Below are 15,685 nucleotides of genomic sequence, written 5' to 3'. Positions count from 1 at the left end.
GCGGTTCCATCACGGGTCGAAGCCGTACCCACGCCAACCGCGATCGGGTCCCCGCGCCGTCTCGTTGGTGTGGTTCTTACCCAACGGCTCGCGAGTCACTGCTGCACCGCCAGCGTCGACGACTCCGTGCGATCGTCCAAGGGACACTCCCCTCCCCCACCGCAATGCCGGCGGAGCCCTCGCGATGATCGGCCGGAGCTGCGCCACAAACGCGTGTGTGTGGTGGCATCATGGCGAGTCTTCTTGGCCCGGCGGAGTGCGACGGTCGCCATGTGCACGGCCGTCACCGTTGCGGTGGCTGCCCGTCACGTCACCTCCAGTATCGTGACGGATGTTCGGCACCGAGCCCCTCCCCTCCCCCACCGGGACCGCGGGGCCACGCATCGGTACGGGATGGGCAGGCGCTGATCCTGCCGTTCAGCACCGCCCCACAATCGTCTGCGATGTTTCACGTGAATCTGAAGGTCCATCGAACTTGGCGGGATGTGCGGCGCGCGCGGAGACTCCCCCTCGCCCGGGGTGTGCCGCTGAATCCCCTTCTCGCGTACGAGTGCGACCATCGCGTCTGGCGGTCTGGGCGTGCCCCGAGTCGATCAGAGCGCGTCGCGTGATCTCGATCGGATGCAGTTTCCGAGGCTCGTGGCCGCGCTTGGGGCAAACCTGGCCACGCTCTGCGGCGTCCCGCGAGTGGTGACGCGGTGGAGGGCACTCCGGCCGCGCGCGAGTCCAGGGGAACCGACGAACCATCCGACGGCCTGGCAGCGGTGATCGACCACCTGGAGTGGCACAACCGGATCTCTTCTCGAGGCGAGGTCGTCGTCGCGTCTGTCGCTTGCCGGCGACGCGCAAGTGGCCCGCGGACTGGGGTGTGATTGCAGCGCACACATGCCCGTTCCGCCGCCGAGCCCACCGTGTCGACGGAGCCTCCCGTTTGTGCAGTGCCCTGCTGTGCTCCTTCGTGGCCGCTCCCCAAGTAACGCAGTGAAAGTGCGCGGAGTAGACGGCATCGTCCCTGGGACGGTCACCCGGTGGTGCCGGACGCGAGCATCGTGGTTCACGTGAAACAACGGTCTGTGCGCTGCGGGGTGAGTACCGAGGGACTCCGAACAGTCGGATCGCCTTCGATGCGCGCATCGTTCCACCAAGACGGAGTGAACGCAGTGTGTTGAGGTGCCTCGCTTCCCGGTGTCCATCCGATCGGAAGGCGCACGTCGCTGTCGCGCCGATCCACGTGAAACATCGACGACGCGTGCCGCCCTACGCCTTCATCGCTGACGGGACTCCGCCACAACACTCGGCGACCACATAGAAGGGTGCGTCGTGGACACCGAGAATTGCGGTGGCAGAGGGTGGCGCCGGACCAGTCTCGATGCGTCGCAGATGCCGTCCCCCGAACGACGACGCCGCCCCGCGGACGCGAGTGACATCGGGAGACACCTTCGGTCGAGTGCCACTCCCGCCCGGCACCGACGGATGCACAACGACGACCTCCCGAGGGACGTGTCGAATCCTCGAGGAGCGGGCTGGCGCACGTCGCGTGATCATCCCGACCTGGGATGGGCAACTGGTGCGGATTCACGTGAAACAACGGATCCGAATCGACCGAGTGCAGGCGACCCACTCCCCTCCCCCACGAGCCGTTCCCTCACGCGACGGGGGCGGCGCGCAACCGAGGTCCGTCATCAAGGGCTCGGTGTGGCTGGCCCGTCATGGTGGATTGTCGGGGTTGCTTTGATTCACGTGGAACATCGAATGCCGGCTCGGCATGACGGACCACTCCCCTCCCCCACCGCCGGGGGACCCCGCCCGCGGACGACACGGAGCCCCTGTCGACGTCGTCACATGGCTGCCGAACTCGTGGAGGAACGGGATGGTGCGGCCGGGGCGGTCTCACCAGACTGACACAGGCTGTCGATGCAGCTCGACGTTCCTTCCCGCACGCCCGGATTCGCTGCGCGGGCTCCGCTCCTGTCGGGTGGTCGCTGCGCGGGCTCCGCTCCTGTCGGGTGGTCGCTGCGCAGGCTCCGTTCCTGCGCGGGCAGACATGATCGATGTCGCACGATGGGACCTCTCGTGCATCCGGGTTCTCGTGACGCGTCCTGCCTACCCGCCGTGTTGCCGCCGTCGATTCAACGGCGCTCGATGAACCTCGTGTGCGGTGACGATTCACCTGAACCGGAATGGCGATCAATGGGGACCGATCATTCGGACTGATCGAAACGGACACCCCGTGTTTGCGGCGGATGATCCGGCGCGATCGGTGACTGACGGGTGCCCCGGTAGTTGTCGACGCCTCGCCAGGCGGGAGATCCATGATTCACGTGAAACAGTCGCGGGGCGATCAGAGTTCGGGAGTGGTTGGCCTCCCAACCACTCCCCTCCCCCACTGCCGGTGCGTTCGGCGGGACGGTATCGGTCCGCGAGAACGATCGGCGGGGCTGGTTGCGTGAAGTTCTCATGTCGGGTATCGGAATACGGCCTGTTGGTTTGTGGAATGTCACGCGTGCGCGGGAAGATGTTTCACGTGGAACCCATCGAGTCCGAAGCCCTCCCCGACGCCGCTCAGCGCGTGTTCGGGGACCGCCTTCACCTTGCCCTCAAGTACCACGACTCCCTCGCAACGGACGGGGTGGAGCGTGGCTTGATCGGCCCCCGCGAAGTGCCGCGACTCTGGGAGCGTCATCTCCTGAACTGTGCCGTCATCGGCGAACTGATCGGCGAGGGCGAGTCGGTCGTCGACGTCGGAAGTGGTGCCGGGTTGCCGGGCATCCCGCTCGCCATTGCCCGCCCGGATCTGAAGATCACCCTCGTCGAGCCGCTGCTGCGTCGGTCGGTCTATCTGGCCGAGTTCATCGAATCCGCGGGCCTCGACGTCCGCGTGGTTCGGGGCCGCGCCGAACAGGCCGGTGTCATCCAGGAGGCGGGTGGCGCTGACGTCGTCACGTCACGAGCCGTCGCACCGTTGGAGAAGTTGGCCCGATGGTCGCTGCCGCTCGTGCACACGCACGGTCGAATGTTGGCGATGAAGGGATCCAGCGCAGCCGAGGAGATCGAGCGCGATCGCGCTTCCCTAACCAGGCTGGGGGCTGGCAAGCTTGAGGTCGTCGAGTGCGGCGTCGGGATTCTCCCGACTCCGACGACTGTTGTTCGGGCGGAACGCATTCCGAAGAGATCTCAGCGGCGATGACAGCGTGGTCGAACGGTGATCGAGTCGGTTCAGTGAAGGAGCACTACATGTCGGGTGGACCCGAAGCTACCGTTTCACGTGAAACGGACCACAATTCATCGCGATCCACCGACCACGTGTCACCGAACGGGCAGGGCGACGAGCCGTCCGGTCCGTACGACGGCATCTCCCTCGAGGACACCCCGATCGGTGCGGCCGCGCAGCGCGCGAGTCAGGTGCTGCACCCGGGCAGTGTGTCGCTCCCGAAGCCGGATCGTCGTCGGATGCTGACGATCGCCAACCAGAAGGGCGGCGTCGGAAAGACCACGACGGCAGTCAATTTGGCGTCGGCACTCGCGGTTCAGGGCTTGACGGTCCTCGTCGTCGACCTGGATCCGCAGGGCAATGCCAGTACCGCACTCGGGGTCCCGCACCACTCCGGTGTTCCGTCGAGCTACGAACTGCTCATCGGTGAGGTGACCCCCAAGGAAGCGTTGCAGCAGAGCCCGCACAGCGAGAAACTCTTCTGCATCCCGGCCACGATCGACCTCGCAGGTGCAGAGATCGAACTGGTGTCGATGGTGGCGCGCGAGAACCGACTCAAGAACGCTCTCTCCGAGTCCTTTCTCAACGAGATCGACGTGGATTTCGTGCTCATCGACTGCCCCCCGTCACTCGGTCTGCTGACCGTCAATGCGCTGGTTGCCGCCAACGAGGTCCTGATCCCTATCCAGTGCGAGTACTACGCGCTGGAGGGTGTCGGTCAGCTCCTGCGCAACATCGAGTTGGTCAAATCCCATCTGAATCCGGCACTGCACGTCTCGACCGTCCTGCTGACCATGTACGACGGGCGGACGAAGCTCGCCGACCAGGTGGCGGAGGAGGTCCGCGGACACTTCGGCGAGGCAGTCCTGAAGGCTGTGATTCCCCGCAGCGTGAAGGTCTCCGAGGCTCCGGGATACGGAATGACGGTTCTCGACTACGATCCCGGATCACGTGGCGCCATGAGCTATCTGGACGCCGGCCGTGAGCTCGCTGCCCGTACCGCATCGATCAAAGCGCAGGAGAACTAGTGGCACAGAGAAGCAAGGGCGGCCTCGGACGTGGCCTCGCGGCACTGATTCCGACGGGCCCTGACGCCGGACCCCGGCTCGGCAGCGCGGCGGCCGACGTCATCATCGGCAACGTCGTCGCACCGACGAAGCCTGCGCCCGCGACGGAAGTGGAACCGGAGAGCAACGGCGAGCCCCTCCCCTCCCCCACCGGGTCGGGCGACGTCGCCGCGAAGCCGGCGGCTACGGCGGACGCCAAGCGCGAGCAGACTGCGGCGAAGAAGTCCGGTGACAAGCCCGCGCCTGCCGATGCGACGACAGAGGACCTGGCACCGGTCGGTGCGTCCTACCGGGAGATCCCGGCGGCGCAGATTCAACCGAATCCGAAGCAGCCGCGGTCGGTCTTCGACGATGAGGCGCTCGCGGAGCTGGTGCACTCGATCCGTGAGTTCGGATTGATGCAGCCGATCGTCGTTCGCGCACTCGGGCCGGACAGCTATCAGTTGGTGATGGGTGAGCGTCGCTGGCGGGCATCCCAGGAAGCCGGCCTCGCGAGCATTCCGGCGATCGTGCGGGAGACGAACGACGGCGACATGCTGCGGGACGCACTTCTCGAGAACATCCATCGGGTCCAGCTCAATCCGCTGGAGGAGGCGGCCGCGTATCAGCAGCTGCTGGAGGAGTTCAACGTCACCCACGAGGAGTTGGCGTCGCGGATCGGGCGGTCCCGCCCGGTGGTCACCAACATGATCCGACTGCTCAAGCTGCCGATTCCGGTTCAGCGTCGCGTTGCGGCCGGCGTGCTCTCGGCGGGGCATGCGCGCGCGTTGCTGTCGCTCGAGGCAGGCGCGGACGCGCAGGAGGTTCTCGCGGCCCGGATCGTGGCCGAGGGGATGTCGGTTCGTGCGACCGAGGAGGCGGTGACGCTCGCCAACCGTGACGGTGGTGATCTCCCGACTCCGCCGACCAAGCGCAAGCCGATTCAGATGCCCGGTCTCCAGGATGTCGCCGATCGCCTCTCCGGCGCCTTCGACACCCGCGTCACCGTGAGTCTCGGCAAGCGGAAGGGCAAGATCGTCGTCGAGTTCGGTTCGGTGGACGATCTGCAGCGAATTGTCGAGATGATGGAGTCTCCCGGCGCCTAACGCGGGGTGTAGCTTTTTCGTCACTGTGACGTCAGGCATCGGTGCCTGACGTCCGTCGGGCGCACAAGATGATTCGGGTTCTGCACGGCCACCACAGGTCGTGCAGGACCCGATCGCCTATTCTTTACCTGGAGAACGGTTGAATGCGCGGACGCCCGTCGTCCGTGCACGGTGTCGTGGAGGCGAGAGTCAGGGTGTCGATGCGCATCAGCCCCCTCACACTCGACGGCTTCGACCAGCTCCCCCGGCACGCCCGGCGTTGCGTCTTCTGGGAAATGGACCCAGACGCCCTGCGCGACTCACGTGTGTACGCGGACCCCGAGTTCGAGAAGGAAGCATGGCTGTCGATGGTCATGCTGGAGTGGGGTTCGTGCGGGCAGATCGCGACGCTCGACGGCCGCCCCGCCGGCTGCGCGCTCTACTCCCCTCCCGGCAACGTGCCGCGCGCCAAGCTCTTCCCGACCTCCCCTGTCAGCCCGGACGCCGTCCTGCTGACCACGATGCGGCTCGAACCGGTGGCGGAGCTGGACGGAGTGGGCCCCAGCCTCATTCAGGCCGTTGTGGGCGATCTGGTGCGCCGTGGCGCGCGTGCCATCGAGGCATTCGGCATCGTCAGGGGTCCGGACGAGGGTAGGACGGCGGGCAGCTCACACGTGTGCAGCCCGTCGGAATGCATGATCGATTCGTCGTTCCTCGAGGACATGGGCTTCGAGGTCGTCGCGGCGCACCCGCGGTTCCCCCGACTTCGACTCGAACTCGACCGGGACCTCGGCTGGAAGGCAGACGTCGAGTCGGCGCTGGAGCGACTGCTCATGGCGGCGGCGGTGACGGTGCCGGAAAGCACGCACCGCTCCGCCGTCGGCGTGATCTAGCACCTGTTCAGGCGCGGTCGGCCTTGGCGAGTTCCTCGGCGAGCAGTTCCTTGAAGGTGTACGTGCCCGTCGGCTGATCGTCCTGCCCGAGCAGGTACAGACGCTTGACCGCAACCAGGATCGCTTCTGCGATCGTGTCGCGATTTCGCGGATTGATGAGCGTCTTGACGTCGGAATCGTTTGTGAGATAACCGATGTCGATCTGCACTGTCGGCATGGTGGTGAGTCGCAACAGATCCCATGATCGACCGTGGGTCCGGCAGTTCTGAAGTGGTGCGCGAGCAACGATTTCGCGCTGGATGAAGCTTGCGAGAACCTGTCCGATCCGGGAAGTCGCGCCGTGCGAGTTGCCGAAGTGGAACGTGGCGACACCATTCGCCTGCGGGCTCGTGCTGCTCGCGCACCGCAGCGAGATCATGAGGTCCGCGTCGAAGGAGTTGGACGTCTCGGCCCGCTGCGCGGTCGACGGATTGCTGTTCGGCGGGTGCGACAGGAACGTCTCCATCCCGGTCGCCGCCATCCGGCCTTCGAGTCTGTTGGCGATGTCCCACAGGATCTGGGCCTCGGTGATCGGACCGTGCGGCGTCGGGACCACGACGCCGGTCTCGTCGCCGCCGAGATCAGGGTCGATCACGATGCGCTTGCCGCTCAGTTGCGGTCCCGAGCGGCGAACCGACTCCTCCTCGGTGATCGCGTGCGGTGAACCGCCGGTGACGCGAGTCCCGAGCAGCTCGAGCGACCGCAGCGTCTGGGGGCCGCAGATGCCGTCCGACGCGATGCCGATCTCCCGCTGGAACGACGACAGCCCCTCGTGCGTCTTCGGACCGAAATACCCGTCGACGCGGCTCGAGTAGAAGCCGAGATCCTGCAGCTTCGTCTGCAGTGCCGCGACGTCGTCGCCGAACTGGGGAGCGGACAGCTGGTACGCGAGGGTGCGGGCCCCGAGACGGTACGACGCCTCACGCAGCGCGCGGTAGGTGGCTGCGCCGACGACCCCGTCGACGAGGAGGCCACGCTGCTGCTGGAATGCACGGACGGCGCTGTCCAGATGGTGGTCGAACACGGTGTCCGGAGCAGCCCACTGCGCACCGTTCACGGGCTCACGGTGCGCAGTGGTGACGCCGTCGAGGAGATAGCCCAGGTTGGAAAGGGTGCTCCGAATCTCGGTAACGGCGTGACCGTGGTCGCCGTGACGGAGTCGATGCATTCGATGGAGCCCTTTCTCGTGCCTGTGTCGCCAACACCTTCGGGGGTGATTCTCTCAGAAGCCCCCGGCGAATCGGCAATCCCGAGGACCGTGGCGGCGATTACAGAACGTCGGAGAGGTCCTTGAGCAGGGCGGCCTTGCCCTTGGCGCCGACGATCTGCTTGACCGGCTTTCCGCCCTGGAACAGGATCATCGTCGGGATCGACATGACCTGGAAGTCGCGGGCGGCCGAGGGGTTGGCGTCGATGTCGAGCTTGGCGACGGTCAACTTGTCGGCGTGCTCACCCGCGATCTCCTCGAGGACCGGAGCGACCATCTTGCACGGCCCGCACCAGGTTGCCCAGAAGTCGACGAGGACGGGCTTGTCGGAGTCCAGCACGTCCTGCTTGAACGAGTCGTCGGTGATGGTGATGGTGTTGGCCATGGGTTCTCCTCGTGTGTGAGCGGACGAACGGTCGATCAGGCCTGCGCCGCGACGGGTTCGCCGGCCGCGTCCAGGGTGTTGGCGCTGATGTCACCGCGCTCGGCGAGCCAGCGCTCGGCGTCGATCGCCGACGAGGCGCCCGTTCCCGCTGCGGTGATCGCCTGCCGGTAGGTGTGGTCGACGAGGTCTCCTGCGGCGAACACACCTTCGACCGAGGTGTGTGTGCTCGGCGACTGCACCAGCACGTAACCGGCATCGTCGACGTCGACTTGACCCTTGACCAGTTCGCTGCGCGGATCGTGACCGATCGCGACGAACATGCCGGTCACGGGCAGCGTCGACTGCTCGCCGGTGACGGTGTCGCGGAGCACCAGGCCCGTGACGCTGTTCTCGCCGAGCACCTCGATCGGCTCGGCGTTCGTCACGAAGCGGATCTTCTCGTTCGCCTTGGCGCGCTCGAGCATGATCCGTGACGCCCGGAACTCCTCACGCCGGTGCACCAGGGTGACCGAACGCGCGAAACGCGTCAGGAACGTCGCCTCCTCCATCGCGGAGTCGCCGCCGCCGACGACGACGATGTCCTGGTCCTTGAAGAAGAAGCCGTCGCAGGTGGCGCAGGCGGACACGCCGCGGCCCAGCAGGGTCTCCTCCCCGGGAATGCCGAGGTAGCGGGCGGCAGCACCCATCGCGAGGATGACGGCGTGCGCGTAGTAGGTCTCGCCGTTCGCGACGACCTTCTTCACCGGACCGGTGACGTCCAGCTCGTCGACGTCCTCGGTGCGGATGTCGGCACCGAAGCGCTTGGCCTGCTCGCGCATCTCGTCCATGAGGTCCGGGCCCATGATGCCGCCGCGGAAGCCGGGGAAGTTCTCGACCTCGGTGGTCGTCATCAGTGCGCCACCGAACTGGGTGCCCTCGAACAGCAGCGGCTCGAGCTCCGCACGCGAGGCGTAGACCGCGGCCGTGTAGCCGGCAGGTCCGGAGCCGACGATGATCAGGTCGCGAACGGAGGTCGGAGTAGTCATGGGGCCTTCCCGGTAGTGGACGTCGACTGGCTCAACACCAGACTAAGCGGTGCTGTTCCCTGGGTCGGCCCGATGGGCGACGAACATCACGTACGGCTCGATCAGAGCGACGGCCCGGGTCCGGGCCACATCCGCATCCTCACCGGCCTCGATCTGGCGTGTGGCGGCGTGGACGACGGAGTTCACGAGGTCGGCGGTCGCCGCCGCGTCCGGCACGCCGAGCTCCGCGAGCGCCTCGACCAGGGGTGCCGACAGCTGGGCATGGACCCTCGCGCCGACGTGTTCGTTCGGGGCGATGGACGAGATCGCCGACGCGATCGCGTGCTCGCCCTCGGCGACGAGGTCGAGGTTCGCGCGCACGTAGGCGAGCACCCGGAGGTCTGCGGACCCCGCGGCGCGCATCTCCCGTTCGACGCGCCCCGACCAGCGCGGATACGAATCCTCGATCAGTGCGTCGAGGAGGTCCCGGCGCGAGCTGAAGTACTGGTACATGCTGGAGCGGGCCAAGCCTGCCCGCGCCGCGACCTCCGCGAAACCGGGAAGCTCGGGCGTGCCCTCCGCCAACACCTCGCGGGCGGCGTCGAGCAGGGCCCGCTTCTGGGCGGCTCGGTGCTCGGCCACAGTCGGTGCGGTGATCCGAGGCAACGCCGTCCCCTTTCGGTGCAAAAGGCCCGGGCGCGCGGACCCCGGTCGGGTGATCGCGGTCTCCGCCGCGGGCGCGGTGGTCGAGGACATGGTAGTCGGGAGCGGCGGCCGCGCCCGGTGTGCATCGTCCCATCGGGGGCGACGCACCGCCGAACGCGATTCTCGCACCACACTGCACGAATGCTCGCACTGAAGCGTGAGCGTGCACGGAACGCTCACGCCCTCAGCGGGGGGAACGTTCCGGCTCACCCTCGCGCCGGTCCCGTAGCGTGCCGAAATCGCCAAGAGGTGGCCGGGGCGCCCTTCGTGGTCGACAATCACGGGCGATGAACATCACCTCCTCGGGTCGGCCCCGCGACCCCCGCATCGACTCCGCCGTGCTCGCCGCCACGCGAGAGCTGTTGTTGGAGGTCGGATTCGATCAGCTCAGTGTCCGCACCGTCGCGACCCGTGCGGGGGTGAGCCGGGCGGCGATCGGCCGGAGGTGGGAGTCGAAGGCGCACCTGGTTCTCGACGCTGTGCTCGGGGTCACGCCGGATCTGACGCCGTTCGACGGCGCGGATCGGGAAGGCTGGATCCGCTGGGTGGTGACGGGTAGTTCCGAGTTGTTCCGGCAGCCGGAGGTTCGGGCCGCGGTGCCGGGCCTGCTCGCCACCCTCCGTGACCACGACGAGTTGCGCACCGCGCTGTGGCGCAACTTCGCGGGGCCTGCCGCCGAACTGTTGCCGGCCCGGACGGAGGGCACCGGCGGCGACACCGACACCGCGCGCGCTCTGCTCGCGCTCGGTGCCGGTGCAGCGATGTTCCTCTCCCTGATCGCACCGTCCGAGGACACCGACGAGATGCGTGACGCGATCCTGTCGATCCTGCTGCCCGGCGCGGGGGTCGGCTAACCGATGTCCGTCCGGGCAAGGGTTGCGGGATCTGTTGCACTGCAGGAATTTCCGACGACCAGTGCTGTCACCTGCGGCGGCTGAGGGCCGGGGAGCAGCAGCAGCACGCCTGTGGTGCCGTGCAGGGTGACCGTCGTCGAACCCAGTACCGGTGCTGTGGCGTCTATTCCGTTGGAGCGCAAGCACTCTGCGCGGCGTTCCGGGTCGGAGAACACTCCCGCGTCGGAGTGCCCCAGGACGCCGAGCGCAGCGGCGGGGCGAAGGTTTTCGCCGAGATCGACGGCGGCAGTGGGCTGCGCGAGAACCGAGTTGTCGGGGGCCTGACCGGAATCACCACTGCGGACCACCGCGAACGTCAGCCCACCCAGGACAGCGAGGACAGCGGCCGCCGCCGCGTATCCGATCGACCGTCGACGTCGATCGGCCAGGTTCGTGACGGGCGCGGGAACGGGTGCCGACTCGAGTGTCGCCCGAATGCGCGCCATCACCTGCTCCGGAGCGGCGGGAGCGGGAGCAGGATCGGTGCGCAGCGCGGCGAGGTCGTCGCGGACACGATCGAGCGCCGCCAGAACCTGCTGGGCCTCGTGATCGTCAGCGACCGCGGCGCGCAGTCGCGCCGCCTCGTCCGGGGGCAGGACGTCACCGTGCAGATCGGAGAGGAGAGCGCCGTCGAACCTCGAGCGGGGTGCGTCCGTTCCCTCGGGGACCATGACACCTCCTCTGCGATCGTTGACGTGTGGACCTGGTGCTGGGATCGGGTTCACATCGTGCGTCACAGGATTAGACGCCCCTCGGTAGGATTCCGTTCCGTTCGGGTTGCAGATATTTCAGGTGGTGGGCAAGTTTGCTGCGCGCCCGCGAGCAGCGGCTTTTCACGGTACCCTCCGGGACTCCGAGCAGGACCGACGCCTCCGCCACCGAGTAGCCCTCGAGATCGACGGCGACGACGGCCGCACGCTGTTCCGGCGGAAGAATCAAGAGAGCTTCCTCGACGGTCAATGAGGTCTCCCGCTCGGACATCACGTCCCTGGTGTCGGCGGGTTCGGGTCCGTCGTCGTCCATGAGCGGGACGGTCGGTCGGGCCCGGTTCCGCCGCATCCGGTCGAGACAGGCGTTGACCACGATCCTGTGGAGCCAGCTGCGTACCGCGGCGTCCTCGCGGAACGTTGCCGCCGTGCGGTGGGCGGAGAGGAGTGCTTCCTGCAACGCATCCTCCGCGTCCTGCACGGTGTAGCTGGTCCGCCGCGCGGTCTGCCACAGGTGGTCCTGGTGTCGGGACAACAGCTCTGCAAATGCACGCGGGTCCCCAGCCGCGTGCGCCGCCAATAGCTGGGCATCCGACATGCCAGCCACGGCGATCCCCCTGTTGATTCGCACGCGCGATGCTAACCGACCAGGGGGTCTCCAGTCACTCCCAAGCGTTTCGTGCTCGACCGCTCAGCGGGCAGCGGTGAACTCGATTTCCTTGATTGCGGTCTGGTTTCCGCTGGTGTCGGTTCCGAGCTTGGTGATCCACACCAGGACGCGTCCGGTACTGCCGTCCATCGTGACGGGGATGGTCGTGTCGCCACTCTTGAGCGTTCCGCGTCCGATCACCTGCGTCTGGTCGAGCGTGGGCCGGTCGCTCGGTGCGGACCGGACCTCCACGACCGTCCCCACGCTCGGGGAGGTGATCGTGACCTCGCTCAGCTTTGCCGGATCGTCGAGCGAGACGAGCAGGCCGACACCGTTCTTGAAGCTCGGGAACTGGTCGAAGTAGGCGTCGGTGGTCCACTCCGTTGCCGGGTTGCCGTCGATCGCGAGACCCGCCTGTGTCGGGTTGTCGGCCGATCCCTGCGGGGAGAAGACGCTCGCCTGCGACGGCGTCACCACTACGGGTGCCGCGGCCGCTGCCGTCGGCGCGGGGGCGGACTCCGCCGACGGCTCGGACGCCGCTGTCGTCAGACCGATGTTCTGCTCGTTGAGCGGCTCGTCGGAGCTGTTGCCCGCGAACAGGTTCGCCAACCACCACCCCGCGAGTGCGAGGACGATGACCGTCAGCACACCGAGTGTCGCGAGTGCGATCACCATTCGGTTGCTGTGCGACTTCGCCGCTTCCTCCTCGTCGGGGAGGGCGTGACCGGTCGTGCCGGGTGGTCGCTGACCGAGCCGCAGCGCCGGCATCATGTCGGTCTTCTGGTCGACGACCGAGGCCTGGTCGAGGACGTGCTGCACCGTTGCGGCAGTCCGGATACCGCCGTCTCGCTCGAGCGCGCGGACAGCGACCGCGGAGATCTCGAACGGCACCTCCGGGCGCAGCGAACGCGGCTCCACCGGATTCCCTGCACCGTCCAGGTCCGCCGGGCGCATCCCGCCGACGGTCGCGGGCCGGGACTCGGAGGCGGTGGGTGCGGCCGAACCCGGTGCGGGCGCGGGCTCGCCGAGGGGCCAGCGTGCCGTGATCAGCGCGTACAGCATGGCGCCGAGCCCCCGAACGTCCGACGGAGCGTCGGCGTCGGCGAGGGTGGCGGGGAACGCGAGGACGGCATTGCCGTCGACCGAGATGCGGATGCGGTCGGGATGGTCGATGGACAGTGCGCCGCCGGTGCGATGCGCGGCCTCGGCTGCGGACGCGAGCGCACGGATCGCCCTGGCCGCACCGACCGGCGACGGGACGGTCTCGGACATCTCGCGCAGCGAGCGGCCGGGTGTCCACTCGGCGACGACGATGCCGCCGGAACTGCCGCGGACCACGTCGAGCACCCGGGCCAGGCCCGGAGAGTTGATCCGACCCAGGCGCAGGGTGCGGGAGAGCACGGCCTGAGGACCCGCGTCGTCCGCGTTGTCGAGGCCGGCGCGCTGCTCGGCGTCGACGAAGGTCAGCGCGACCTCGCGGTCGAGTTTCGTGTCGTGCGCCTGCCAGAACTTCAGGCCGCGCGCTCCGCCGTGCGGCGCGAGCAGTCGGTACCGGCCACCCGCGACCGATGCGCCCGCCATGAGCTGCGGGCCGCGAGGGCTGGTGCGCCGTGCACTGCTGTCGCCGCCGACCCGCAGGGGCGGCAGCTGCGGCGAACCGATCGGGATGACGCCGGTGTCGACGGTGAGGTCGCGTTCGGGCCGGACCCGCTTCTCGGCCGGCCGGCCGGATGCGTTGGCGCGAGCGGACTCGGCGAGTGCGGCGTTGTCGGCTGCAGCGGTGCCGGCGGACGTGTCGGGTGTGGGTGCGGCTGCCTCCACGGTGGAACTACCGGTCTGGCCGCCGGCAACGTCTTCGTCGCTCACCCTCGCTCCTTCGTGCAGCTCGCTGGAATTGTCAGTGTTCGGCGCCCCGGCGCGTCGGGCACCAGGGTACGGGAGTTGATCATTGCCGCTGCGCTGTACCGGAGGACGCCCGATGACCGGTAGCAATTCGGTTTCCGCTTCGTAGATCGAGACGGTGTCGGCAGGGACCGGATTCGGCTCGACCGGGGCCCTGCCGAGGACTCGTTTGACGAGCCTGGTGACGGTGACGGTTCCGGCCACGACCTCGGGAACTCCGGCGAACCGCAGCAGCGCGAACGTCACACCGAGCATGATGACGGCACAGATCCCGACCTGCACGAAGGCGCCCGGCCCACCGAACTTCTCGCCGAGTGCCTCCAGACCGAGGAATCGTTCGGCGGCCATCATCACGACACCGCCCGCCAGCGACGCCACGAGCACCAGCGCAACGGTCTTGCCGACGTTCGCCATCCGCAGCGACCCGAGGCTGCGACGGAGCAGCACCGCGCCGATCACGGCGCCGGCGGTGAAGCCGAGTCCGTTCGCGACACCGAGCAGGCTCACGACCTGCTGATCGTCGGACGCGACGACCGGTGCGAGCAGCGAGAGCCCGATCTTGACGCTCGTGATTCCGAGGATGATCCAGGTCGGGGTCCACGCCTGTTCGCGTGCGTAGAAGACGCGCAGGTGGATCAGCACCAGGGCGTACGGGATCAGCGTGAACGCGGACCAGCTGACGGCGTGACCGAGGCGCTCGGCGTCGGCGCTGCCGAAGTTGCCGTATCCGAACAGCGCCTGCCCGACCTGCGGTCCGGCAAATGTGAGGAAGGCGACGACCGGGACCAGCGAGACCATCGTCAGGCGGGTCGCGACGGACAGGTCGTCGACGACGGCGGGGGTGTCCTCGTCGGCGGCGTTGCGGCTCAGCCGCGGCATGATCGCGGTGAGCACCGTGACGCCGAGGATGCCGTACGGCAGCTGCAACAACAACCACGCCTGCTGGTAGATGACCGGTCCCGCGGCGTCCGCGTCCGCCGCGACCCGGGTGCCGATCGCGAATCCGATCTGGCTGATCAGCACGTACAGGACGATCGCGATGCCCATCCCGGCGAACATCTTCAGCCGGTCGTCCACGCCCCACAGCGGTCGCAGGTTGACGCCCTGGCGGCGGATCGCGGGCAGCAGAGTCACGACCTGAACGACGACGCCGAGAGTGAAGCCGAGTCCGAGGACCAGCAGTCGGGTCGTGGTGACCTCGTCGCCGCCGGGCAGCAGCCAGTACACGCCGAGGACGACGAGCACGGTGACGTTGTTGAGGACGGGCGCCCACGCTCCGGGTTTGAACACCTGCCGGGTGTTGAGCACGGCGGTGAGCAGCGCGGACATGCCGTAGAACAGGATCGCGGGCAGCAGCAGGTAGGCGAAGTTGGTGGCCAACCGGTCGTCGACCAGGCCGTTCTCCGGCAGGAACAACCGTGTCAGCAGGGGCGCCGCGAGCACCGCGGCGACGGACACGGTGCCGAGGGTGGCGACGGACAGGGTGAACAGGCGCCGGACGAACGCCTCGCCGTGATCGTCGTCCTCCTTCTCGGCCCGGACGAGGACCGGCACCACGATCGCGGTCAGAACCGCGCCGAGGACCAGCTCGGAGATCATGTTCGGCATCGTGCTGGCGACGCTGAACGAGCTTGCCGCTGCCGCCCCGAGGGCGGTGAGCAGCAGCACCTGCTTGAGGAAGCCGGTGATGCGGCTGACCAGGGTCGCGATGGCGATGGACCCGGTCGACGCGATCAGTCGGGAGTTCGAGTTGTCCTTGTCGGCGGCGCCGTCGGATGCACTGTCGGTGACGGTCGACTGGGGTGCCGTCGACGGATTCGCCCGCGGCTGTGGCGCGGGCTGCACCCGTTGCGGGGCCGCCGCGACGCGCTGCGGCATCGAGTGCGGGTTGTTGTTCTCGACGGGCGGTTGCGGTGCCGGTCGTTGTCCGATCGGCCTGGGTGGGTACGGGCGGGGGTG

At 67.9% G+C, this 15,685-nt stretch carries 12 protein-coding genes; 5 read left to right on the top strand and 7 right to left on the bottom strand.

From position 1 onward, the window contains the following. Positions 1-2,515 precede the first annotated feature (2,515 nt). The 4 genes from rsmG (at position 2,516) to FFS72_RS24700 (ending at position 6,235) form a co-directional block, all read left to right on the top strand. The gene (gene rsmG, locus FFS72_RS24715) at positions 2,516-3,187 is read left to right on the top strand and encodes a 16S rRNA (guanine(527)-N(7))-methyltransferase RsmG (RefSeq protein ID WP_137876441.1); all 672 of its coding nucleotides are present in this window, start codon (positions 2,516-2,518) and stop codon (positions 3,185-3,187) included. 47 nt (positions 3,188-3,234) lie between these two features. Next, a complete protein-coding gene (locus FFS72_RS24710; RefSeq protein ID WP_137876429.1) occupies positions 3,235-4,239 on the top strand; it encodes a ParA family protein in 1,005 nt (334 codons plus the stop codon). Beyond that, positions 4,239-5,363, top strand: a complete 1,125-nt coding sequence (locus FFS72_RS24705; protein ID WP_137876428.1) for a ParB/RepB/Spo0J family partition protein — start codon at positions 4,239-4,241, stop codon at positions 5,361-5,363. The genes FFS72_RS24710 and FFS72_RS24705 overlap by 1 nt, the downstream gene beginning before the upstream one ends. A gap of 194 nt (positions 5,364-5,557) precedes the next feature. After that, a complete protein-coding gene (locus tag FFS72_RS24700; protein ID WP_050066969.1) occupies positions 5,558-6,235 on the top strand; it encodes a hypothetical protein in 678 nt (225 codons plus the stop codon). A gap of 7 nt (positions 6,236-6,242) precedes the next feature. Here FFS72_RS24700 and FFS72_RS24695 read toward each other — a convergent pair whose 3' ends face one another. The 4 genes from FFS72_RS24695 to FFS72_RS24680 all read right to left on the bottom strand — a co-directional run bounded on the left by FFS72_RS24695 (position 6,243) and on the right by FFS72_RS24680 (position 9,536). Beyond that, positions 6,243-7,442, bottom strand: a complete 1,200-nt coding sequence (locus tag FFS72_RS24695) for an N-acetylmuramoyl-L-alanine amidase (protein ID WP_050066797.1) — start codon at positions 7,440-7,442, stop codon at positions 6,243-6,245. Positions 7,443-7,542: 100 nt separating this feature from the next. Further along, entirely contained in the window at positions 7,543-7,866 is a 324-nt protein-coding gene (trxA, locus tag FFS72_RS24690; RefSeq protein ID WP_050066796.1) for a thioredoxin, read from the bottom strand. A gap of 35 nt (positions 7,867-7,901) precedes the next feature. Further along, positions 7,902-8,891, bottom strand: coding sequence for a thioredoxin-disulfide reductase (trxB, locus tag FFS72_RS24685; protein WP_137876427.1), 990 nt, complete (start codon positions 8,889-8,891; stop codon positions 7,902-7,904). Positions 8,892-8,933: 42 nt separating this feature from the next. After that, a complete protein-coding gene (locus tag FFS72_RS24680) occupies positions 8,934-9,536 on the bottom strand; it encodes a TetR/AcrR family transcriptional regulator (RefSeq protein ID WP_137876426.1) in 603 nt (200 codons plus the stop codon). Positions 9,537-9,862: 326 nt separating this feature from the next. Here FFS72_RS24680 and FFS72_RS24675 point away from each other — a divergent pair, with 326 nt between their 5' ends. After that, the gene (locus FFS72_RS24675) at positions 9,863-10,429 is read left to right on the top strand and encodes a TetR/AcrR family transcriptional regulator (RefSeq protein ID WP_137876425.1); all 567 of its coding nucleotides are present in this window, start codon (positions 9,863-9,865) and stop codon (positions 10,427-10,429) included. Here FFS72_RS24675 and FFS72_RS24670 read toward each other — a convergent pair. From FFS72_RS24670 to murJ, 3 genes are all read right to left on the bottom strand, one after another. After that, entirely contained in the window at positions 10,426-11,139 is a 714-nt protein-coding gene (locus FFS72_RS24670) for an RsmA family anti-sigma factor (protein WP_137876424.1), read from the bottom strand. The genes FFS72_RS24675 and FFS72_RS24670 overlap by 4 nt on opposite strands. Before the next feature lie 70 nt (positions 11,140-11,209). Then, positions 11,210-11,806, bottom strand: a complete 597-nt coding sequence (gene sigM, locus FFS72_RS24665; RefSeq protein WP_137876423.1) for an RNA polymerase sigma factor SigM — start codon at positions 11,804-11,806, stop codon at positions 11,210-11,212. A gap of 60 nt (positions 11,807-11,866) precedes the next feature. Continuing rightward, the gene (murJ, locus tag FFS72_RS24660; RefSeq protein ID WP_137876422.1) at positions 11,867-15,604 is read right to left on the bottom strand and encodes a murein biosynthesis integral membrane protein MurJ; all 3,738 of its coding nucleotides are present in this window, start codon (positions 15,602-15,604) and stop codon (positions 11,867-11,869) included. Positions 15,605-15,685: the final 81 nt, after the last annotated feature.

This window comes from Rhodococcus sp. Q, assembly GCF_005503035.1.
Classification (GTDB): domain Bacteria; phylum Actinomycetota; class Actinomycetes; order Mycobacteriales; family Mycobacteriaceae; genus Rhodococcus_G.
This window is presented reverse-complemented; position numbering and strand designations above follow the sequence as displayed.